21 protein-coding genes are annotated in these 22015 nt (G+C 53.8%); 10 read left to right on the plus strand and 11 right to left on the minus strand.

The annotated features are described in order from the left end of the window. Positions 1-44: 44 nt before the first annotated feature. Entirely contained in the window at positions 45-2117 is a 2073-nt protein-coding gene (locus AAIE03_RS06590; RefSeq protein ID WP_498562881.1) for a prolyl oligopeptidase family serine peptidase, read from the plus strand. On the opposite strand, the gene exoX is transcribed toward AAIE03_RS06590, so the two are convergent. Together exoX and AAIE03_RS06600 are read right to left on the minus strand one after the other, a co-directional pair. Further along, positions 2101-2772 (minus strand): exodeoxyribonuclease X, encoded by a 672-nt coding sequence (gene exoX, locus AAIE03_RS06595; protein ID WP_015700171.1) that lies wholly within the window; start codon positions 2770-2772, stop codon positions 2101-2103. The genes AAIE03_RS06590 and exoX overlap by 17 nt on opposite strands. After that, complete coding sequence (locus AAIE03_RS06600) at positions 2772-3002, minus strand: DNA polymerase III subunit theta (RefSeq protein WP_019105100.1); 231 nt, start codon at positions 3000-3002, stop codon at positions 2772-2774. Before AAIE03_RS06600 ends, exoX begins: the two co-directional genes overlap by 1 nt. 150 nt (positions 3003-3152) lie before the next feature. On the opposite strand from AAIE03_RS06600, the gene copC reads away from it, so the two are divergent. From copC to AAIE03_RS06615, 3 genes are read left to right on the plus strand one after another with little or no spacing between them, the layout of a single operon-like run. Further along, on the plus strand, positions 3153-3527 hold the full coding sequence (copC, locus tag AAIE03_RS06605) for a copper homeostasis periplasmic binding protein CopC (RefSeq protein ID WP_210494385.1): 375 nt from the start codon (positions 3153-3155) through the stop codon (positions 3525-3527). Between the two features lie 4 nt (positions 3528-3531). After that, entirely contained in the window at positions 3532-4407 is an 876-nt protein-coding gene (gene copD / locus AAIE03_RS06610) for a copper homeostasis membrane protein CopD (protein WP_105082739.1), read from the plus strand. A 27-nt stretch (positions 4408-4434) separates the two neighbouring features. Next, positions 4435-4782: a YebY family protein gene (locus AAIE03_RS06615; protein ID WP_014593872.1), complete on the plus strand. Its 348-nt coding sequence runs from the start codon at positions 4435-4437 to the stop codon at positions 4780-4782. A 352-nt stretch (positions 4783-5134) separates the two neighbouring features. Here AAIE03_RS06615 and AAIE03_RS06620 read toward each other — a convergent pair whose 3' ends face one another. Both AAIE03_RS06620 and AAIE03_RS06625 read right to left on the minus strand, forming a co-directional pair. Continuing rightward, the gene (locus AAIE03_RS06620) at positions 5135-6679 is read right to left on the minus strand and encodes a methyl-accepting chemotaxis protein (RefSeq protein ID WP_498562882.1); all 1545 of its coding nucleotides are present in this window, start codon (positions 6677-6679) and stop codon (positions 5135-5137) included. 490 nt (positions 6680-7169) lie between these two features. Beyond that, positions 7170-7874, minus strand: coding sequence for a GntR family transcriptional regulator (locus AAIE03_RS06625; RefSeq protein ID WP_042676428.1), 705 nt, complete (start codon positions 7872-7874; stop codon positions 7170-7172). Positions 7875-8153: 279 nt separating this feature from the next. On the opposite strand from AAIE03_RS06625, the gene AAIE03_RS06630 reads away from it, so the two are divergent. The 3 genes from AAIE03_RS06630 (at position 8154) to AAIE03_RS06640 (ending at position 11842) form a co-directional block, all read left to right on the plus strand. After that, positions 8154-9776, plus strand: coding sequence for an alpha-glucoside-specific PTS transporter subunit IIBC (locus AAIE03_RS06630; protein ID WP_498562883.1), 1623 nt, complete (start codon positions 8154-8156; stop codon positions 9774-9776). Next, entirely contained in the window at positions 9773-11095 is a 1323-nt protein-coding gene (locus AAIE03_RS06635; protein WP_498562884.1) for a 6-phospho-alpha-glucosidase, read from the plus strand. The genes AAIE03_RS06630 and AAIE03_RS06635 overlap by 4 nt, the downstream gene beginning before the upstream one ends. A 273-nt stretch (positions 11096-11368) precedes the next feature. Then, entirely contained in the window at positions 11369-11842 is a 474-nt protein-coding gene (locus AAIE03_RS06640; protein ID WP_282844748.1) for an MEKHLA domain-containing protein, read from the plus strand. A gap of 38 nt (positions 11843-11880) precedes the next feature. Here the strand turns inward: AAIE03_RS06640 and AAIE03_RS06645 are convergent, their stop codons facing one another. Further along, the gene (locus AAIE03_RS06645) at positions 11881-13425 is read right to left on the minus strand and encodes a methyl-accepting chemotaxis protein (protein ID WP_498562885.1); all 1545 of its coding nucleotides are present in this window, start codon (positions 13423-13425) and stop codon (positions 11881-11883) included. Positions 13426-13975: 550 nt separating this feature from the next. Here AAIE03_RS06645 and AAIE03_RS06650 point away from each other — a divergent pair. Continuing rightward, positions 13976-14170, plus strand: coding sequence for a hypothetical protein (locus tag AAIE03_RS06650; protein WP_064373904.1), 195 nt, complete (start codon positions 13976-13978; stop codon positions 14168-14170). 38 nt (positions 14171-14208) lie between these two features. Here AAIE03_RS06650 and AAIE03_RS06655 read toward each other — a convergent pair whose 3' ends face one another. After that, the gene (locus tag AAIE03_RS06655) at positions 14209-15342 is read right to left on the minus strand and encodes an acyltransferase family protein (RefSeq protein ID WP_014605688.1); all 1134 of its coding nucleotides are present in this window, start codon (positions 15340-15342) and stop codon (positions 14209-14211) included. Positions 15343-15523: 181 nt separating this feature from the next. Here AAIE03_RS06655 and AAIE03_RS06660 point away from each other — a divergent pair, with 181 nt between their 5' ends. Next, complete coding sequence (locus tag AAIE03_RS06660; protein WP_028715235.1) at positions 15524-16270, plus strand: SDR family oxidoreductase; 747 nt, start codon at positions 15524-15526, stop codon at positions 16268-16270. Between the two features lie 37 nt (positions 16271-16307). Here AAIE03_RS06660 and AAIE03_RS06665 read toward each other — a convergent pair whose 3' ends face one another. Further along, positions 16308-17225, minus strand: coding sequence for a LysR family transcriptional regulator (locus AAIE03_RS06665; protein WP_028715234.1), 918 nt, complete (start codon positions 17223-17225; stop codon positions 16308-16310). Between the two features lie 82 nt (positions 17226-17307). Between AAIE03_RS06665 and AAIE03_RS06670 the strand changes: the two genes are divergently transcribed. Further along, positions 17308-17721 carry a GNAT family N-acetyltransferase gene (locus AAIE03_RS06670; protein ID WP_498562886.1) on the plus strand — a complete coding sequence of 138 codons (414 nt, stop codon included), beginning with the start codon at positions 17308-17310 and terminating at the stop codon, positions 17719-17721. Between the two features lie 34 nt (positions 17722-17755). Here the strand turns inward: AAIE03_RS06670 and mdtI are convergent, their stop codons facing one another. The 4 genes from mdtI to betB form a co-directional block, all read right to left on the minus strand. Then, the gene (gene mdtI, locus AAIE03_RS06675; RefSeq protein WP_498562887.1) at positions 17756-18085 is read right to left on the minus strand and encodes a multidrug/spermidine efflux SMR transporter subunit MdtI; all 330 of its coding nucleotides are present in this window, start codon (positions 18083-18085) and stop codon (positions 17756-17758) included. Then, complete coding sequence (gene mdtJ, locus AAIE03_RS06680; protein WP_498562888.1) at positions 18072-18422, minus strand: multidrug/spermidine efflux SMR transporter subunit MdtJ; 351 nt, start codon at positions 18420-18422, stop codon at positions 18072-18074. The genes mdtI and mdtJ overlap by 14 nt, the downstream gene beginning before the upstream one ends. A 398-nt stretch (positions 18423-18820) precedes the next feature. Further along, on the minus strand, positions 18821-20503 hold the full coding sequence (gene betA / locus AAIE03_RS06685; protein WP_013026045.1) for a choline dehydrogenase: 1683 nt from the start codon (positions 20501-20503) through the stop codon (positions 18821-18823). Between the two features lie 23 nt (positions 20504-20526). Further along, on the minus strand, positions 20527-21999 hold the full coding sequence (betB, locus tag AAIE03_RS06690) for a betaine-aldehyde dehydrogenase (RefSeq protein WP_210448338.1): 1473 nt from the start codon (positions 21997-21999) through the stop codon (positions 20527-20529). Between the last annotated feature and the right edge of the window lie 16 nt (positions 22000-22015).

Below are 22015 nucleotides of genomic sequence, written 5' to 3' on the forward strand. Positions count from 1 at the left end.
TAGTGCCACGCTTAGTGTTCATTACATTCAGCGGGACGGATGACATGAAAGCACCGAGCGCAAAAAAAATCCCTTACGAATTATCGCTGCATGGCGAAACGCGCATCGACAATTATTACTGGCTACGTGACGACAGGCGTGAAAACAGCGAGGTGCTGGACTATTTACGCGCAGAGAACAATTACGGCCAGAAAATCATGGGCTCACAACAGCCCTTACAGAATCGCATTCTGCATGAGATTATCGATCGCCTGCCGCCGCAGGACCACTCAGTACCCTATGTGAAAAATGGTTATCGCTATCAAAGCCGGTATGAAAGCGGCAATGAATATGCCGCCTATTACCGACAGCCCGCTGACAGCGATGAGAGCGACCCGTGGACACTGCTGCTGGATGCGAATCAGCGCGCATCACACAGTGATTTTTATACCATGGGCGCACTGCACATCAGCCCGGATAACCGGGTGCTGGCAGTGGCAGAGGACTTCCTTTCCCGGCGGCAGTACGGCATTCGTTTTCGCAATCTGGACAGTGGGAGTTGGTATCCGGAAGTGCTTAACGATGCCTCGTCCAGCTTTGCGTGGGCGAATGATTCACGCACCCTCTATTACGTTCGTAAACATCCGCAAACCCTGTTGCCTTATCAGCTATGGCGGCATGAGTTGGGTACGCCCCAGCACGACGATCGGCTCGTGTACGAAGAAAAAGACGATACCTATCACCTCAGCATTCATAAAACCACGTCGAAACAGTTCATCCTGATCGTGCTATACAGCACCAGCAGCAGCGAGATTCAGCTGATCGATGCGGATTTCCCGGACGCCATTCCGCAGGTTTTTTTGCCCCGGCGGCGCGATCATGAATACAGTCTTGATCATTATGATCACACGTTCTTCATCCGCTCGAATCGTGAGGGTAAAAATTTCGGACTCTACCGTAGCCATTATCTGGATGAAGCGCGCTGGCAAACCGTGATCCCCGCGCGCGACCATATCGTAATGGAGGATTTCCAGCTTTTTCGTGACTGGCTGGTGGTAGAGGAGCGCCAGCGTGGGCTGACCAGCCTGCGGCAAATCAACTGGGAGACGGGAGAAACCAGCGGCATTGCGTTTGACGATCCCACTTACGTTACCTGGCTGGCTTACAATCCTACGCCGCGCACCAGTAAGCTGCGCTATGGCTATTCGTCCATGACCACGCCCGCCACGCTGTTTGAACTGGATATGGATACGGGGGAACGTCGCATCTTAAAACAGAGTGCGGTCAAAGACTTCAATCCGGATGAGTACAAAAGCGAGCACCATTGGATCACCGTTTCTGACGGCACAGAAGTGCCGGTCTCGCTGGTGTACCACCGCACCCATTTTCAGAAAGGGCAGAACCCCATGCTGGTGTATGGCTATGGCGCCTATGGCAGTAGCATGGACGCTGACTTTAGCGTCAGTCGGCTCAGCCTGCTGGACCGCGGGTTCATCTATGCGCTGGTGCATGTGCGAGGCGGCGGGGAGATGGGGCAGCAGTGGTATGACGGTGGCCGCCTGCTCAATAAGATGAACAGCTTCACCGATTTTATCGACGTGACAAACGGGCTCGTGGCGCGTGGATTCGGGCACACGGACCGGCTCTATGCGATGGGAGGAAGTGCAGGGGGATTGCTGATGGGCGCAGTCATGAATCTGGCGCCCACGCGCTATCACGGTGTGGTTGCGCAGGTGCCTTTTGTTGATGTGCTCACCACGATGCTTGATGAGTCTATTCCACTGACGACCGGGGAATATGACGAGTGGGGCAATCCGAATGACGCAGAGTACTATCGCTATATCCGGCAATACAGCCCATATGACAACGTTGCGGCGAAAACCTGCCCCCACCTGCTGGTGACAACCGGCCTGCATGATTCACAGGTGCAATACTGGGAACCGGCAAAATGGGTGGCTAAGCTGCGTGAATATAAAACCGATGATAACCTGCTGCTGCTTTGCACCGATATGGACTCGGGGCACGGCGGTAAGTCTGGGCGCTACAAGGCCTATGAAGGCGTTGCCCTGGAGCTCACCTTCATCATCGGCCTTGCTCAGGGCAGTTTGCCTCCGGCCGCGCTTACGGAAGCTGACTAAGACACTTGCGCAGCGCCTGCCGTAACGGTGGGCGCAAATCTTTCACGTTATCCAGCATCCATTTCAGGTAACCCGGATCTTTTCGGGCCACCACGGCCAGCGCCTGACCACGATATTTACCAAACGGCAGCACATCATCACGCTGCGCGGCAGGCTGCGAGCGCAGACTCATTTCGTCCGCACGCCAGCCGGACAGTTCCATAATTCGAATGAGCAGCGCGGCCGTCACGTAGCAGTCGTACAGCGCCCGGTGAGCATGCAAATCCGCTGGCGGCGTCACATCCAGCTTGAGGCTGTGCCGGAGCGCCTGATTACCGTATTTAATGCCGGGCCATAGCTGACGAGCCAGCGTCATGGTACAGATCCACTCGCCGTGCATTTCCGGCAACATCCGGCGGTCAAAGCTGGCGTTGTGGGCCACGTAAAAGGGACTGCCGTGGTAGCGCAGGATGGCCTCTTCAATCGGCGGTTTGCCCATCACCATGGCTTCAGTAATGCGGTGCACGGCCATGGCCTGACGACTGATGGGGCGATCGGGTGAGACAAGATCGCTCATTGGATTGACGATTTGGCCGTCGATCACATCTACCGATGCAACCTCAACCACGCCGCCCTGCAGTCCGCAGGTTTCCGTATCGATAACGCGTAGCATCATTATTTCTGTTTAGGCTCGTAGGGCAGGCGTGACAGGTTGAGAGAGGCCTGGCGGTAATGCATTAAACGCTGACGAAACCAGTCCCGCAGGGCTTCAGGTTGTTCGTTGGCGACCATTTCTGCCACGACAGGCATGTTGTAGCGCTCTTTAAAAGCAACGCCTGCTGCAGCCAGATCGACATTGACTTTGTCTTTCTCTTCCTGCGACAGCAAGGCAAGGTTGTGACTCATGATATTCTCCCGATAAGCGTGACCAAAAGTAATGTTTTCCTCCTCCTGGCGCAAGGGACAGGATAGCATTGCTGGCCTCGACAGTTAAATTTCAGCAGCGTATTCTTGCGCCACGTTCGTGGCCTTTGCCGCCGTTAACAGGATGAAGAGATGAAAAAAACCGCGATTTCACGTGGGGTGCTGGCTCTGATCGCCACTGGCACAATGGTGTTTAGTCAGCTTGCACTGGCGCACGCCCACTTAGCGTCGTCGGTGCCGGCAGCCAACGCGGCGGTAACGCCTGCGCCGCAACACATTACGCTGAGCTTCACCGAAGACGTTGAAGCCGCATTCAGTGGCGTTGACGTCATGAATGCACAGCATAAAGCCGTGGGTGAAAAGGCCCGGCTGGATGGCAAGCAGCACGACCGCTTGCGGGTTGATTTTGCCCAGCCGCTGGCGCAGGGCACTTATCAGGTAAACTGGCACGTGCTGTCCGTTGACGGGCACAAAACGCACGGAAGCTATACCTTCACCGTGAAATAAAACCGTGACCCTGTTGTGGCTGGTGCTGCGCGCACTGCATTTCACGGCATTAATGTTGTTGGTTGGCAGTGCCTTTTACAGCAGGTTGCTGGCACCGGTTGCCTTTCGAACCTCGCTGGCCGCGCGATTATTTCCGCTAATGAAGTGGAGTACATGGCTGGCCCTGCTGTCGGCACTGGCGATGCTGGCCACACAAAATGTGTTGATGAGTGGTGACTGGCACAATTTGTCAGAGACGGCTGTGTGGCTGGCGGTATTCACAACCCGCTGGGGGGCCGTGTGGCAATGGCAGCTCCTCTTTTCGCTGTGTAGTGTGGCTGCGATTGTCATGCGTGACCGTCCCCGTCAGCAGGTTTGGCTGTTAACTGGCCTGCTACAGACAGGCTGTCTGGCGCTAACGGGCCATGCCGCCATGCGCGAGGGTATCGCCGGGCTCCTGCAACAAAGTAACCAGGCCTTACATCTCCTCGCCGCCGCCTTTTGGGCGGGCGGGTTAGTGCCTGTGCTGGTGTTGATGCGCATGGCGCGTAACATCGAATACCGGACAGCCGCAATCCGCACCATGATGCGTTTTTCCCGTTATGGTCACGTTGCTGTCGCCTTAACGATAATTACCGGTGTCGTTAACAGCCTGCTGATTGCCGGGGCGCCAGCAAACTGGCATCTCAACGATTATGTTGTACTGTTGTTGTGCAAGGCAGGGCTGGTCATGCTTATGGTACTGATTGCGCTCTGGAATCGTTACTGGCTGGTGCCGCGCTTTCACATCGCGGGCCTTGCCGCACAAAGACTGTTTATTCGCATGACCCAGCTGGAAATTGTGCTGGCATGCGGCGTAGTGGGGTTGGTCAGCGTGTTTGCTACGTTGTCACCAACCTGAATGATGAAAACCCCATAAAGGTAAGTTATGTTGCTGAAGAAAGCGATCCCCACACTGCTGTTATTAACGCTGGCTGGTCAGGCAGCAGCGGCACAAATCATCACCGTCAGCCGTTTCGAAATTGGTAAAGACAAGTGGCCGTTTAATCGTGAAGAGGTGATGCTGACCTGTGAGAAAGATGGATCGCTGTTTGCCATCAATCCCAGCACGCTGATGCAGTACCCGCTTAATGAGAAGGCGGAGGCTCAGGTCAACGCTAAGCGGGTGAAGGCACAGCCCATCAGCGTGATTCAGGCGCCGGATAAAGCGCATCCGGATCGGATGATGAGTCTGCAACCTGTCGTGGATCGTGCACAGGCGCTGTGCACAAAATAAGACGATGCAGGCAAGCGTGCGCAAATTTGTCTTACGGGTCACAAACCTGTCGGGTTTATGGTCTGAGCCGCGGCGCTGGCTGGAAAATCTGGCGCGTTGTCCTACGCTTTAGAAGCAAGGCGAAAGCCTCTATTAATGCCAACTTTTAGCGCACGGCTCCTTGAGAGCCATTTCCCTGGACCGAATACAGGAATCGTGTTCGGTCTTTTTTTGCCTTTCAACGCTCACCATGACGGCCCAGACAGCAGGGATGGTGTTCACCAGGCCGCACGGTACCGGCCCGGCTCAGGCAACAGGATGGCAGAAACGAAACCGGCGCGATCGCGTTTCTCCCTCCTGTGCGAAAGGGCGTTTACACCCGGAACGCTTCTACCATACCGCGCAGCGCGTGTGCCTGCTCAGAAAGGGATTGTGAAGCGGACGATGATTCCTCAACCAGTGCGGCGTTGTTCTGAGTAACGCTGTCCATCTGGCCCACGGCGACGCTCACCTGAGAAATCCCCTGCATCTGTTCGGAAGAGGCCAGCGAGATCTCATCCATAGCCGTTGCCAGTTCACCCACCATGTTAACGATTTTCAGGATACTTTGACCGGTTCCACTCGCGACGGTTACGCCGGTTTCAACCTGTTGAACGGCCTGTTCAATCAAGGTTTTAATTTCCTTCGCGGCGGTAGCACTCCGCTGGGCCAGATTTCTGACTTCGCCAGCCACCACGGCAAACCCACGCCCCTGCTCACCGGCACGCGCGGCCTCAACGGCAGCATTGAGCGCCAGAATGTTGGTCTGAAAAGCAATGCCTTCAATGACGCCGGTTATATCACGAATCTTCGCAGCACTGTCTGAAATGTCTTTCATGGTTGCCGACATCCGTTGCATATCTGCTTCGCCGCGTTGAGCCAGATTGGCCGTTTCGCGAGCTGATGTGGCTGTATGCTGTGCCCCGGAGGCATTACTCTTCACCGTCGCGGTTAACTGTTCCATGCTGGCAGCGGTTTCCTGAAGCGCGGCAGCCTGCTCTTCGGTACGGGACGATAATTCGGTATTTCCTTGCGCGATTTCATCGGCGGCAAGCGCAACGTTAGCTGAAGAATCTTTGATTTCTGAAACCAGGCCGCGAAGTTTAGCCTGCATTCCGTCAAGGGATGCCAGCAGACTTGACGTATCCTTAGGACGCAGGTGCACCGCCGAGGTCAGATCGCCGTTAGCAATGGCCGCCGCAATGGTTTGGGCCTGAGCAGGCTCGCCCCCTAACTGGCGCATCAGTAAACGGGTAATCATCCATCCGGTGGCGACAGAAAAAACAATGGAAAGCAGGCCCAGGATAACCAAAACGAGTGTTGAGGTTCGGGTTGAACGATTATTCTCTTCCACTGCGTTGCGACTGTTATTCAACTGAACGTTGGTCATTTCGCTAAGTGAACTGAGTAACGCACGCTGAGCAGGACGCACCGTCACCATCAGATAATTTGTGGATTCCTGAGGACGGTTATCCAGGCCAAGCTGACCCGCCTTTTCCAGACCGGAAATCACCTGCGCTTCATTGGCCTGAAGTTTTTCCAGCGCAGCACGTCCGGTGGGCGTGGAATCCGTACGCATGATTGTTTCAAGCGCTTCGCGATTTTTTAAGTAAGCTGCTTTTTGCAGTTTCAGCCTCTCCCACTCTGGCTGCATGGCTTTCACATCGCTGAGAAGCGCGAGGTTTCTCGCGGCAATCGCCATGTCTCTCAGTTCATCTCGCATATCAACGGCGAGCTGATATTTTCGCATCTTAACATTGACCGCATCATCCATACCGGTGCTGGCGGAATGCAGTGCTTTAAAAGAAATAGTAATACAGATAATAAAAAGTAGAATTAACAGGCCAAAACCGATTGCCAGACGCGTGGAGATTTTCATCTTAGAATTCCTGAAAGTTAAGTTCAGAGTTCTTATCGGCAAAGGACGTGTGAAAAGTTAATAAAATAGACATATTTTTGAAACAGTAAATTCCGCAAACAGGGTGAAAGTTTCCAGAGTAATGGTCCTTTAAAAGGACTTATAAGTTCAACTAATCAATTGAGTGCAGGTAATCAGGAGAGGGTAATCGATATTTAAAATGCTTTTAGTAAACACAGCAGCGCGCTGGGCGCAATATATGAACGGCGAGGGCAGCACTGCGTTGACCTTGATTTGAAATAAGTCTTGTCATTTTCCTGATGTGTGGCGTTTTTCGTAAATGCACAGATAAGACGACACGTTCACCCGTGCCCAATAAATATAGCGCCCTGCTGCAGGGTGTGAGCCAGATTCACACTCACGCAAGGCACCTGTGATTCGAACGGGCGATTATATTACACCTGAGAGGCGCTCTGGCGCATTGATGAAGCGTACTGACATCTCTGACCACTCAACCCGTGCGTCGTAAATGGTAGTTAACCTGATAATCGTGGGTGTTTCTGTACATCACGGCGTAGTTGATAAATGAGCCCGTATTGCTGTATGAAAGCGAGTCGACTCTGAGTAGGAGGGTTTTTTCAGCGATATCCATCAGGTGCGACAGGCGCTTATCGGATAAAACCGGTCTTAATGACTCATAATTGCCCTCTAAAACAATGCCACACTCCTGCTCGATATAGTCAAATTTAGATTTTTCCAAATGGGCCAGGCTAAGGTCAGGGAATGTTTTCACTGGCATATAACTTTCTTCGAGCATCAGCAGCTTTTCATCAACATAACGTAACCGACGTGAGAAAAAGAGGCGTTCACCACTGTTTATGCGTAACTGATCGGCTATGGCGGGAGGCGCGGCGATTAACTCGAACGCCAGTACCTTACTGATCACCTCTTTTCCCTGCAGACGTAAGACTTCTGCCAGCCCAGTGAGCGAACTGGTTTCATGACTGATATCCTTTGCGGACACGTAGGTTCCGCTGCCATGCCGTCGCTCCAGCAACCCCTCTCTGACCAGTAAATCTATTGCCTTACGCAGGGTCATTCTCGCCACGCCAAACTCTGTGGCGAGCACTTTTTCAGCCGGAATAGCACTCCCGACCGCGACAAAGGGCGAATTTAGCCGGAGACGCAGTTTGTCAGCGATAAATTTATAGATCACTTTTGTACCTCCTGAGAGGGAGACATAACCGTCAACAGGCCTGGCATAAAGTTAATGCGCGCAGGGGGATAAATAAATAGATTTTTTATTTCCTATAGCCGGGCTGTGAGATGTCTAGTTATTGCCATGAAAATAGACGTCATGATGAAAATTAAAACCATGAAGGCGCTCACGAAGTCGTTAATGTCACCCTCTGCCAGAGGCGTGACTGCCTTATTTTGGCTGCGTTTACATTGACTTTAACGATATATCCTTAGAATCGTTACGTGAGGAACTTAAATGCTCAGTCAAATACAGCGCTTTGGCGGCGCCATGTTTACGCCGGTATTATTATTTCCCTTCGCCGGTATCATCGTTGGTCTTTCCATTATGTTACGCAACCCTTTATTTGTAGGGGAAGCATTAACGCATCCAGAGAGTTTATTTAATCAAATTGTCTTCATTATTGAAGAGGGCGGATGGACGGTTTTTAGAAACATGCCGTTAATATTCGCGGTTGGCCTCCCGGTGGGGTTGGCAAAACAGGCTCAGGGGCGAGCATGTCTGGCCGTTGTCGTCAGTTTTTTAACCTGGAATTATTTAATTAATGCCATGGGCAGCACCTGGGGCGATTTTTTTGCCGTCGATTTTTCCAAAGGAACAGAAGCCGGAAGCGGACTGGCCATGATCGCGGGGATAAAAACACTGGATACCAGCATCATCGGTGCCATCGTCATTGCCGGTCTGGTGACGGCTCTGCACAATCGTTATTTTGAAAAACCGCTTCCGGTTTTTCTGGGTATTTTTCAGGGCTCATCTTTTGTCGTCATTGTTGCCTTCTTAGCGATGATCCCCTGTGCCTGGTTAACGCTGTTTGGCTGGCCCAAAATTCAAATGGGCATCGAGTCGCTTCAACAGTTTTTACGCGATGCGGGCGCGGTTGGCGTGTGGGTTTATACCTTTCTGGAACGTATCCTGATCCCGACAGGACTGCACCACTTTATTTATGGGCCTTTTATCTTTGGCCCGGCAGTGGTTGAAGGCGGCATCCAGGTTTACTGGGCAGAGCATCTGCAGGCCTTCAGCCAGAGTACGCAACCACTCAAACAACTGTTTCCTCAGGGCGGTTTCGCGCTTCATGGCAACGCAAAAGTCTTCGGCGCAGTGGGGATTGCGTTGGCGCTCTATTCGACAGCCTCAGCGCGTCACCGGGTCAAAGTCGCAGGGTTGTTAATTCCGGCCACGTTGACAGCCGTTCTGGTCGGCATCACTGAACCCCTGGAGTTTACCTTCCTGTTTATTTCGCCTCTGCTGTTTGCGGTGCACGCTGTGCTGGCCGCCAGCATGGCGACAGCAATGTATATGTGCGGTGTGGTGGGGAACTACGGTGGCGGCTTACTGGACCAGTTTCTGCCGCAAAACTGGATCCCAATGTTCCCTAACCATGCCGGCATGATCTTTACCCAAATCGGTATAGGCCTGGTTTTCACGGGGCTCTACTTCGTGGTTTTTCACCAACTCATCCTGCGGCTGAACCTGAAAACACCCGGTCGGGAGGACAGTGACGTCAGGCTTTACAACAAGGCCGACTATCGGGCAGCGCGAGCAGCGCCAGCTTCCCCGGGCGGGCATAACCCGCAACGCGATCGGGCTTGGGGTTTTCTGAATGCGCTGGGTGGGGCCAGCAATATAGCCAGCATCAACAACTGCGCCACGCGCCTGCGGATAACACTGGTCGATGAGGCCAAAACGCAGAACGATGCCGCGTTTATGGCGCTGGGCGCCCACGGTGTCGTCCGGCGTGGCAACAGTATTCAGGTCATTGTGGGCTTACAGGTCCCCCAGGTGCGCGAGCAACTTGAAAGCCAAATGAAAGACCCGGCCCGGTCTGAAGCAACACTTACCATGGAGAAACCTTTATGAAGACATTCTCAGTTTTAATTGCGGGCGGCGGTAGCACCTTTACGCCGGGTATTGTGCTAATGCTCCTGGCGAACCGGCACCGCTTTCCTTTACGCCAGCTGAAGTTTTACGACAATGACGCGGCCCGTCAGGAAACCATTGCCCGGGCCTGTAAGATTATCTTGCAGGAACAGGCACCTGACATTGTGTTCAGCTATACCACCGATCCGCAGGAAGCATTCAGCGACGTCGATTTTGTCATGGCGCATATTCGGGTGGGTAAATATCCCATGCGTGAGCAAGATGAAAAAATCCCCTTGCGTCATGGTGTTCTGGGCCAGGAAACCTGTGGGCCGGGTGGTATCGCCTATGGCATGCGCTCAATCGGCGGCGTCCTTGAGCTTGTCGATTATATGCAACAGTACTCACCCGACGCCTGGATGCTGAATTATTCCAACCCGGCCGCCATTGTGGCTGAGGCAACGCGACGCCTGCGACCTGAGGCTAAAATCCTGAATATTTGTGACATGCCGATTGGTATTGAAAGTCGGATGGCAAAAATTGTCGGTCTGCAAGACCGCAAGCAAATGCGGGTGCGTTACTACGGGCTCAACCATTTTGGCTGGTGGACCGCTGTTGAAGATTTGAAGGGGAATGATTTAATGCCACAGCTGCGTGAGTACGTGGCAAAGTACGGCTATGTTCCGCCCTCTGAATCGTCATCAGTGGAGTCCAGCTGGAAGGATACCTTCCTGAAGGCGCGCGATGTGCAAGCGCTGGATCCCCAGACGTTGCCCAATACCTATCTGAAATATTATTTGTTCCCAGATTATGTGGTCGCGCATTCCAACCCTGAACGCACCCGCGCGAATGAGGTCATGGAGCATCGTGAAAAGCAGGTGTTCAGCGCCTGCAGGGCAATCACCGATGCCGGGCATTCATCCGCCGGGGAGTTGGAGATAGACGAACATGCTTCCTATATTGTCGATCTGGCGACCGCGATCGCCTTCAATACCCAGGAGCGTATGCTGCTCATTGTGCCTAATCAGGGCGCTATCTCCAACTTTGATGCGGACGCTATGGTGGAAATTCCCTGTCTGGTGGGGCGCAACGGTGCGGAACCCCTTCAGGTTAGCGACATTCCGACTTTCCAGAAGGGGTTAATGAGTCAGCAGGTTGCGGTCGAAAAGCTCGTGGTGGAGGCATGGGAACAGCGCTCCCGGCATAAGTTATGGCAGGCCATTACCTTATCTAAAACGGTACCAAGTGCCGCCGTTGCAAAAGCGATTCTCGACGATCTTATCGAGGCAAATAAAGCCTTCTGGCCGCCGTTGAGCTAGAGCGCCCGTCAGCCAGCCTGGGTTCGCGTTCAGGCTGGCTGTCTTTAGCGCAGACAGGGCAAACCAGGAGAATCGAATGCCGTGAGGGATAACCCTGTGGATCGCGCGAGAGAGTCGTCAATATTCCAGTGTGCATTGCGCGGCAGTGCAGTCCTGAGCTCGGCGTGCCAGGAAACACACGACCGCGTCATGCCTCTCCACCGTTGCGCGTGCTTGATTTTCAGCGCGCATCCCGCCACATTAGCGCCTCGTATCCTGCCGCTTGCAAAGGAGATGATCGTGTCGACTGTACCCCCACTGACCTTACTGAAGCGTATTGATGAACGCTACCGATCGCTCACCGGACATGGGCTTTACTCTCCTCATGATATCGATGACCGTTATCAGTGGCTGCATGAACAGGCGCCGTACAGCATTCTTGCCCACAGTACCGCAGCCGATCCCGTGTTTGTCTATGCCAATCGTTGTGCTCTGAACTGCTTCAAATACAGTGCAGAAGAGATACGGCAACTGCCGTCACGACTCAGTGCCGGGCCTTTCGACAGGGAAGCACGACAGCGCCTGCTGGATATTGTCAGACGCGATGGCATTGCCACCGGCTACAGCGGACCGCGTGTCGATAAGCAGGGCAAAAGCTTCATTATCTACGATGGCGAAGTCTGGCAGTCAGACGGACGCGATGAGGCGGGATGGGGCCAGGCCGCACTGTTCTGGCCCAGCCCCCGTCACGCGTTGGCAGCGTTCTGATCGGCGCGACGACGCCTTTCTGCCGTGTGCTGACAGGCTTATACCCGGAACGCTTCTACCATGCCGCGTAATGCGTGCGCCTGTTCAGAAAGGGACTGAGAAGCAGAGGATGACTCTTCAACCAGCGCCGCGTTGTTCTGGGTGACGCTGTCCATCTGGCTGACGGCGACGCTCACCTGAGAAATGCCCTGCATTTGTTCGGAGGAGGCCAGTGAGATCTCATCCATCGCGCTGGCCAGGTTGCCGACCATGCTGACGATTTTGAGGATGCTTTCACCTGTGCCGTTAGCGACTTTGACGCCGCTGCCAACCTGTTCAACCGCTTGCTCAATCAACGACTTAATCTCTTTTGCTGCGGTCGCGCTGCGCTGGGCCAGGGTGCGGACTTCACCTGCGACAACGGCAAAACCCCGGCCCTGTTCGCCAGCACGCGCGGCCTCTACTGCGGCATTAAGGGCAAGGATATTGGTCTGGAAGGCGATGCCCTCAATAACGCCGGTGATATCGCGAATTTTAGACGCGCTCAGCGAAATGTCGTTCATGGTTTCCGACATCCGGTGTACGTCGCTTTCGCCACTGCGCGCCAGCACGGCGGTCTCACGGGCAGTTGATGCAGTGCTTTGCGCACCGGCGGCGTTACTTTTCACCGTGGCGGTGAGCTGTTCCATGCTGGCTGCGGTTTCCTGCAGGGCGGCGGCCTGCTGTTCGGTCCGTGAGGACAGCTCCGTGTTCCCCTGGGCGATCTCTTCCGCTGCCAGCGCAACGTTACCCGAGGTCTGTTTGATCTCTGACACCAGAGCGCGCAGTTTAGCCTGCATACCATCCAGTGAAGCCAGCAGGCTGGTGGAATCATTACGGCGGAGCGTGACGCTGGCGGTCAAATCGCCCGAGGCAATCGCGGCCGCCAGTTCCTGTGCCTGGGCAGGCTCACCGCCCAACTGGCGCATTAACACCCGGGTGATGACATAGCCGGTGGCGATGGAGAACAGCACGGAAAGCACGGATAAAAACACCAGCGTCAAGGACGCCCGGCTGGTTGCCACGCTGTTAGCTTCCACCGCATTGCGGCTGTTATGCATGAGAATGTCTGTGGTTTTGTTTAGCGCATCCAGCATATTGCGTTGCAAGGGGCGCAAGGTCTCCATGAGATAACGCGTCGCTTCATCTCGCTCATTCTTCAGCCCCAGTTGTCCGGCAGCTTCGAAAGCGCTCATTACCGTGCCTTCCAGTTCTTTAATGTGGTTTAAGGCAGCCTGTTCTTCCGCCGTGGACTGGCTCTGCATGATCACCTCGAGCGTTTCACGGTTTTCCAAGAACAGTTTTTTTTGCGCTTCAAGACGCTCCCATTCAGGCTGCATTTCCTTAACGTCGCTCAACAAGGCCAGATTTCGCACGGCTATCGCCAAATCCCTGAGTTCGCCGCGCATATCAAGAATCAACTGGTACTTCCGCATTTTGACATTCACGACCTCATCCATTCCGGTTTTAGCGTTATGCAGCGAGTTAAGTGAGACAGAGGTGCAGATAATGGAAAGCAAAATTAACAAACCGAAACCGGTTGCAAGACGAGTGGAGATTTTCATAAATATGTTCCCGATGGATTGCTGTTTTGTTCTCTATCGGCACGCGTCAGGAAAATGATTAACAAAAAGGCCAAAATTTACATAAGTATCGTTAATATTATTGTTTTGAATTTAAAAAATGATCTTAATCAATAAATGACGATATTTTTGTTATGTCCTGAATATCGTAAGGTGATGGCCGAAAAATATGCAACGGGTTGATGTGTTGAGTCAGGTTGAGGGGGCGTTTTCTATTAATTCATAAATTTAAATGGTGGTTGCCACTAACCCGGATCGACGGGCAGCGAAGGGCAGACATGGCCTCGTAGCGGGCCTGGATGCGCGCTCGCCACTCTGTTGCTCATCAGTGATTCCGTCACGCTACCCAACAGATCAAACCCTGAAGTAACGGCGCTGGGTAAGGGGGGCCTGTGCGGCGGACACAGCGCGTATACGTCCGGTAAATATGTGATCGGGGTAACAATCTTGACATGAATTTTAAGTTTATCAGACAGTTCATTACGCCAGTTTCTTCACTATAGCGACTCCATTCACAGCATGGGAAAGCACAATGAGGAAACCGTTAGCAGTGGCCTGGTTGTTTTTGATCATTTCATTCGGCGCAACGGCGCAAAGTCTGACGCACAGCAGGGCCGATCCCGCCCATTATGCGGGATTAAAGACGTACAGCAGCATCGCAGATACGCCGGAATCACCGGATGAGCATGTGAGGGAGAGGCAGCACGACGTGGGTAAAGCATTGTGAAGTAAAAAGATGGCTCGCCAGTGCGAGCCATTTTTTCATCAGCGTGCAGGCCTGGGCGCCAGAAACTTCTTGCCCAGTTTTATTCCCGGTTTTTCCACACAGTTAAACAGTAATGACGCCAGCGCGTAGGTCACCGGAATCGATACGGCACAAACAATCAAAAAACGCGTCAGATCATTTTGATACTCAATGTCCGTTTGATTGAGCAACAGCGCAATGGCCGGGATCACGATCAGCAGATGCAGCAAGTAGACCGAAAACGACACATCGCCCAGCCATGTACTCAGACGGTTGTTTAACACCTTACGCGGAATGCGGATCAGTTTTGCCATCAGGCTGCTTTCCTGATACTGCCAGAGCACGGCCGCCATACCGATAATCATAAAGGCTTCCAGCATCACCTGCAGCTTAATGGCACCCAGCCCAATCAGCACGCTTACGGCCGGTCCGGCAAGGGCAAACAGCACGTACAGCAGGGATTTACGGCGTACCGCTTCAGCCAGCAGCATGCCTGAAATAAACATATTCAGTTTAATCAGAATCATTGACGGCATTTCAAAGGCTTCATAGTAGTCGGGCAGCAGGTAACGGCCTGCGCAACTCAGCGCCATCATGCTTAGCAGGGCGGTCGCGTAACCGAAGCGCATCACCGCCAGCATCATAAACGGAAACAGCAGATAGAACTGCATTTCCAGCCCAATGCTCCAGTCGGGCAGCGTGGTATTGAATCCATAGGCGGGCAGCACGCCAAACAGGAATGACAGATGCGTCAGCACGTTCATGAACGACTGATCCGCATAGCGTGAGGATTCTGTTGCGGTCCCGGAATAAAACTGGGCAATGGTATCGCGCATCTCACCAAACCAGGGGCCATAGATCAGGGCAACCGCCAGCAGCAGATAATAAAGCGGGGCAATGCGGAAAAAACGGCGTAACCAGAATTTTTTAATGGTTTCCGCGCGTTGCCAGGGCTCCTTGTGCTGGCGTTCCACATAGTTTTTTGCCATCAGATAGCCCGAAAGCAGGATAAAGAGATCCACGCCAATGCCGGGTGAGGAGATCAAGGTAATATGGCAATGGATAAGCAGACTTATGTGTCCCAGCAGTACCCAAAGAGAAGCGATGCCGCGTAACCCCTCCAGTTCCGTGGACCAACCTCGTGTCGCAGACATGGTAAAACCCCGTTAATCAGTTAGTTATACTTGCACTAAGGCGGTAACTAAGCCCTAACGTGGTGGTTAAGTCCACCCGTTGAGAAAAAAGTGAGAGGATTCTGACGCTGTGGTTAATAATTAATCGGCGAGATAATGCGCTCGCTGATTATTTATGGCGGTTCAAACGGGAGCACGCAAGATGAATAAGCACGGCAATACATTGTTGATCACCGGTGGGGGAACGGGCATTGGGCGCGCACTGGCGCATCGCTGGCATGACGCCGGGAACAAGGTGATTATTACCGGACGTCGTCAGGACGCGCTGGACGACGCGGCGGCCGGACGAGAAGGCATAGCGACCTGGGTTTTAGATGTCACCGATGCGGATGACGTCAGTCACGCCATTCCTCTGCTGCTCCAGACGTATCCGCACCTGAATGTTTTAGTCAACAATGCTGGCGTCTTTAGCCCTGAGGACATCACTTCACGCCGCGACCTGAGCGATGTTGTGAGAATGACCGAAACCAATTTTATTGCGCCCGTCAGGCTCACTGATGCGCTAATCGATCACCTGAGTGCTCAGCCCGCTGCGGCTATTATTAACGTGTCGTCCGGGCTGGCATTTGTCCCTTTCCCTGCTTCGCCGACCTACAGCGCCACTAAAGCGGCACTTCACTCCTATACCGCAGCCCTTCGGCCGCTGTTAAAAGGGAAGGTTGAGGTGATTGAGATTATCCCGCCACAGGTGCAAACCGAGTTAGCGCCCGGGCAGTCTCAGGATCCTGACAGCATGCCGCTTGATGCCTTCGCCGATGAGGTTATGACGTTATTGCACAGCGGCACAACGCCCACCGAAGTCTGTGTGGAACGCGTGCGCTACTTTCGCGAGGCCGAAGCGAAAGGGCAGTTTGATGAGGCATTGCAGATGCTGGTGCAATACAGCTAAGCCCCGGCCAGGCGCGAGGCGACAACGCGAGCGACGATTACGCTGTTCCACTGATTTCGTGCAGCCAGTCTGTGAGGTCGCGCTCAAGCGTTCCTGCCTTTGCGACCTCAGGCGAGAACAGGCAATACTCTGAGCCATCTTCCACAAACCCCATTGGTGCGGCCAGTATGCCGCTTTGAATATCATCTTTAACGAGCGGCCAGGGTCCAATGGCTACGCCGATCCCGGCTACCGCCGCCTGCAGGCTAAAATAAAAATGTTCGAAACACTGCTGCACGTTAACGGGAGCCGGTATCTGCATCGCCGTCGCCCAGACCTGCCACGCCTCCGGGCGGCTTCTGGAGAGCAGTAAAGGCGCGTCCGGATTCAAACCCGGACGCTCGCTGTCGAACCAGACCGTGACGCGATCGGGGCGGCATACCGGTCCCACCTTTTCCCTGAACAAGTGTTCGATATGGCAGGGCGATACGTGAGTAAAATCATTGCGGCGCAGCGCAAAATCAATCCCCTGATCAAACGAGAATGCGCCACTGGCCGCGACCAGATGGATTTCATTTTTACCGAAGCGCGCCTCAAAATCGCCCCAGCGTGGAATCAGCCAGCGCATTAATAACGTGGGCTCACATGACAGCACGCGCTGGCGCGTTCCCGCGCGTAAGCGGTTTACGCTGCGGGAGATCATGGCGAAGCCGTGACTGACCGCGTCAGCCAGCTGTTCGCCTGCTTCTGTCAGACAGACTTTCCGGTTACGACGCGCAAACAGCGCAACACCTAAATCCTCTTCAAGTACGCGCACCGCCCGGCTGACAGCACCGGGCGTAAGATGCAGTTCGTCTGCTGCACGGGCAAAACTTTCGAAACGCGCCGCCGCTTCAAAACAGCGCAGCGCCATTAACGAGGGCAGGCGGTTGCCTGCTACAGGTGAGTTTAACTCACCGTTTGGCGCAGAAATCATCGTTATATCTCGCGTTTTTTCACCATTAATATCAATCAAACCGAGAAGGGTTGGATATTTATATTACCAGGGGGTCAGTAACGTGGACTATATCATTCGGGAAGAAATACCGTCTGTAGAAACCTATCGCCACATCAGAGTGAGCGCAGGATTAAGTGACAAAACGGAACAGGCCGCAAAGACGGGGTTAAGAAACGGTTTGTACAGCTTGGTGGTTTGCCATCAGGACGCGCCGGTTGGCATGGGAAGAGTGATTGGCGACGGAGGCTGCTTTTTTGTCATTACCGATATTGCTGTGCTGCCACAACATCATAAAAAGGGGGTGGGCGATCGTATTATGACGGCGTTAATGGCCTGGATAGCGCGCCATGCGCCGCCCTCCGCCTACATCAGTTTGATTGCCAGTCATGGCTCGCCGGGTTTTTATGCCCGTTATGGTTTCGAACCGGCATTGCTGCCAGAACGTGCGGGCATGTTTTTGCGAATCCAGGGATAAAGATGAAAAAGGGGACATCAGCGTCCCCCTGTTATCAGGCCAGTTTCAGAATGATCATGCCCAGCAATAACAGCACAAGCCCCGCCCAGCCCTTGAGGTTGAGCCGCTGACCAAACAGTATCCATCCTGCTGCCACGGTCGCGACGATACCAAAGCCGCCCCACAGGGCGTAAGCAACCGACAGATCGATGCCTTTAACCGCCTGAGACAGCGCGCTAAACGCCAGCAGCACGCAGGCCAGAGACAGCATTCCCGGGATGATTTTTTTAAAGCCGTTGCTGTACTTAAGCAAAATATTTGCGGCTATCTCCAGCAGGACCGCCAGTGCCAGCCAGGCAAAATGGATCACATCAGGCAGGATCATGTTCTGCCTCCTTCACCTCACCGCTGCCGACTTTAATGAGCAGAATGCCCGTCATCAGCGTGATCAAAGCGCAGATTTTCATTAACGATAGGGTTTCATCAAAAAGCTGCACGCTAAATAAGGTGATCAGCAGAATGCCAATGCCCTCCCAGAGCGCGTAAGCCACACCCAGCGCAATGCGCTTGATGGCGAAACTCAAAAAAAAATAAGAACAGGCAATCATCCCCAGCATGACCACATAACCCAGCTGACTCTGATTCAGGCTGGACCATTTCATGGTCAGGGTACCTATAATTTCCGTAACAATAGCGAGTACTAATAATCCCCAGGCGCGCATGGGTTTTCTCCATCAATCGACGTCATGATTTACCGTGATGCGTAACGCAACGGCAGAAAAGAAGTTGGCTGGCAGAAAGGGGACTAAAGGGCGCTGCGCCAGTGCTGATCGACGGCGTTAACGCTGACAGGTGCGAGGGTAAAAAGGGGGGTAAAAAGAGTAATGAACATCCTGCTCATAATTAAACAATGCATCCACGTTGTTGCTTCTCTTCAGTGGACGGGGAAAGCCTCCGGTAATGAACACAGTAGCGTTATATCATTAAAACCGCCCCAGGCACAGCCTGTTTGTTCGGGTTTTTGACAAATATCAGGTCAATATTGCTGGGGTTTAGGCACGGTTGCGTTTCGGCAAAAAAAAAGCCGGACAGCAGTCCGGCTTTGATGTCGTAGAAAACCTTACGCTGGGCGCGCGGGTTCCGTACGAACGGGCGCTTCGCCCGCCACATAGTAGTCAGCCGTGCTGCGTGGCAGAGCATCAAGTCCACGAATGCAGTCGGCAATTTTTTCACCGATCATAATGGTGGTCGCATTCAGGTTACCGGTAATGATCAGCGGCATAATTGAGGCATCGACAACGCGTAATCCCTGGAGTCCGTGAACGCGGCCTTCACCGTCAACGACCGACATCTCGTCATTGCCCATTTTACAGGTGCCGCAGGGATGATAGGCCGTTTCGCCGTGATTACGGACAAACTCATCCAGTTCTTCATCGGTCTGGCATTCAATGCCCGGACTGATTTCACGTCCGCGGTATTTATCCAGGGCCGGCTGATTAATGATCTCACGCGTAATGCGGATGGCATCGCGGAATTCGTGCCAGTCCTGCTCATGTGACATATAGTTGAACAGGATCGCAGGATGGCGACGTGGATCGCGCGATTTCAGGCGCACATGACCCCGGCTCGGCGACCGCATAGAGCCAACGTGACACTGGAAACCGTGCGCATCTACCGCATTTGACCCGTTATAGTTAATCGCGACCGGCAGAAAATGGTACTGAATATTCGGCCAGCTAAACTCTTCGCGGCTGCGAATAAATCCGCCTGCCTCAAACTGGTTGCTTGCCCCGACGCCGGTGCCGTTAAACAGCCATTCCGCGCCAATCTTAGGCTGGTTCCACCATTTCAACGCCGGATAGAGCGAGACCGGCTCTTTGCACTCGTACTGCAGGTACATTTCCAGGTGATCCTGCAGATTTTCACCCACGCCTGGCAGGTCATGTACCACCGGAATATCGAACTGGTTCAGCAACTCGGCTGAACCCACGCCGGAACGCTGCAGGATCTGAGGGGAGGCAATGGCCCCTGCACACAGCAAGACTTCACGGCGGGCGTGAACCGTATGCAGCGTATTGCTGTCGCCGATCAGGTACTCGACACCTATTGCACGCTTGCCTTCAAACAAAATGCGATCGGTCGTGGCATGCGTAACGATTTTCAGGTTGGCACGATTTTTCGCCCTGTCCAGATAACCGCGCGCGGTGCTTGAACGACGACCTTCAGGCGTGACAAAGCGGTCCATTGGACCAAAGCCTTCCTGCTGATAGCCGTTAAGGTCATCGGTACGCGGATAGCCAGCCTGAACGCCTGCCTGAATCATCGCCTCAAACAGAACGTTATTGCCTTTCTTCGGCGTGGTCACGCTGACCGGACCCTCTCCGCCGTGGTAATCGTTGGCGCCCGTATCACGGGTTTCTGATTTACGGTAGTAGGGCAGACAGTCCAGGTAGCTCCAGTTTTCCAGACCGGGCATGGTCGCCCAGTTGTCCAGATCCATGGCGTTACCGCGGATGTAACACATGCCGTTGATCAGTGATGAACCGCCCAGGCCTTTGCCTCGGCCACACTCCATCCGGCGGTTGTTCATGTAAGGCTCAGGTTCCGTTTCGTAGGCCCAGTTGTAACGTTTTCCCTGCAAAGGGTAAGCCAGTGCCGCAGGCATCTGGGTTCGGAAATCAAAACGATAGTCGGGGCCGCCCGCTTCCAGCAGTAAGACATTCACATTGCTGTCTTCGGTCAGTCGGGTAGCCAGGACATTCCCTGCGGATCCGGCTCCAATGATAATGTAATCAAATTCCATTCGTCGCTCCTCAGGTAGGGGGATTAAAATACAGACTGAAAACGCGTCAGTTCTACCTGAACCGACTTCACCTGGGTGTAATTTTGCAGCGTCATCAGGCCGTTTTCACGTCCCACGCCAGAGTGCTTATAGCCACCAACCGGCATTTCGGCGGCAGATTCACCCCAGGTGTTAATCCAGCAAATACCGGCTTCAATCTGATGGATCACGCGGTGCGCGCGGTTAAGGTCTTGCGTGACCAGGCCGGCAGCCAGACCGAATTCGGTGTCATTGGCCCGACATATCACTTCGTCTTCAGAGGTGTAGCTCAGAATTGACATCACAGGACCAAAGATCTCCTCACGGACAATCTTCATCTCGTCACGGCAGTCGCTGAATACGGTGGGTTCAACCCAGGCGCCCTGATCAAAGCCTTCGCCCGTTAAGCGTTTTCCGCCACACAGCAGACGTGCGCCTTCTTCAACGCCAGAGGCGATAAAGCGCATGACGTTGTCGCGGTGGCTAAAGCTGACCAACGGACCAAAGTTAGTCTCAGGATCGCGCAGGTCGCCCGCTTTGATGCGCGCAACGCGCTCAAGAATTTTGGCTTCAAACGCCGACTGCAGCCCGGCGGGAATAAACACGCGCGTGCCGTTAGTACATACCTGGCCTGAACTGTAAAAGTTAGCCATCATGGCGATATCCGCGGCGAGATCGAGATCGGCATCATCAAAGATGATCAGCGGTGACTTACCGCCCAGCTCCATCGTAACGTCTTTCAGCGTAGAACCGGCCGCGTTCGCCATTACCTTCTTACCACTGACGACGCCGCCGGTGAACGAGACTTTATCAATGCCAGGATGTTCGGTCAGCAGCTGGCCGGTCACCGCGCCGGTTCCCGGTAGCACGTTGAACACGCCATCCGGCACGCCCGCTTCCGTGTAGATTTCAGCCAGTTTCAGGGCCGTCAGTGGCGTGACTTCACTGGGCTTGAAGATCATGGCGTTGCCGGCGGCCAGAGCAGGCGCTGACTTCCACAGCGCGATCTGGATCGGATAGTTCCAGGCACCGATGCCCGCAACAACGCCCAGCGGTTCGCGGCGGGTATAAACAAACGAGGTATCACGCAGCGGAATTTGCTGGCCTTCCAGCGCAGGGATCAGCCCAGCGTAATATTCCAGTACGTCGGCACCGGTCACGATGTCCACGCTGGAGGTTTCACTGAACGGCTTACCGGTATCAAGCATTTCCAGCTCAGCCAGCTCATCATTGCGCTCGCGCAGGATATCAACCGCACGACGCAGAATGCGTGAACGTTCCATTGCGGTCATCGCTGCCCAGATTTTTTGTCCTTTTCTGGCAGCGGCGACGGCACGATCGACATCCTCGCGTCCGGCGATCTGAACATCAGCCAGAACCTCACCGTTGACCGGATTGATGCTCTGGAAGGTTTCTCCAGAGGTGGCGGCAACGTAGGTACCATTGATGTAGAGTTGTTGCTCGTTGAATCGGGACATAATTTCTCCTGGTTCC

The organism is Pantoea sp. Ae19-2 (assembly GCF_059801205.1).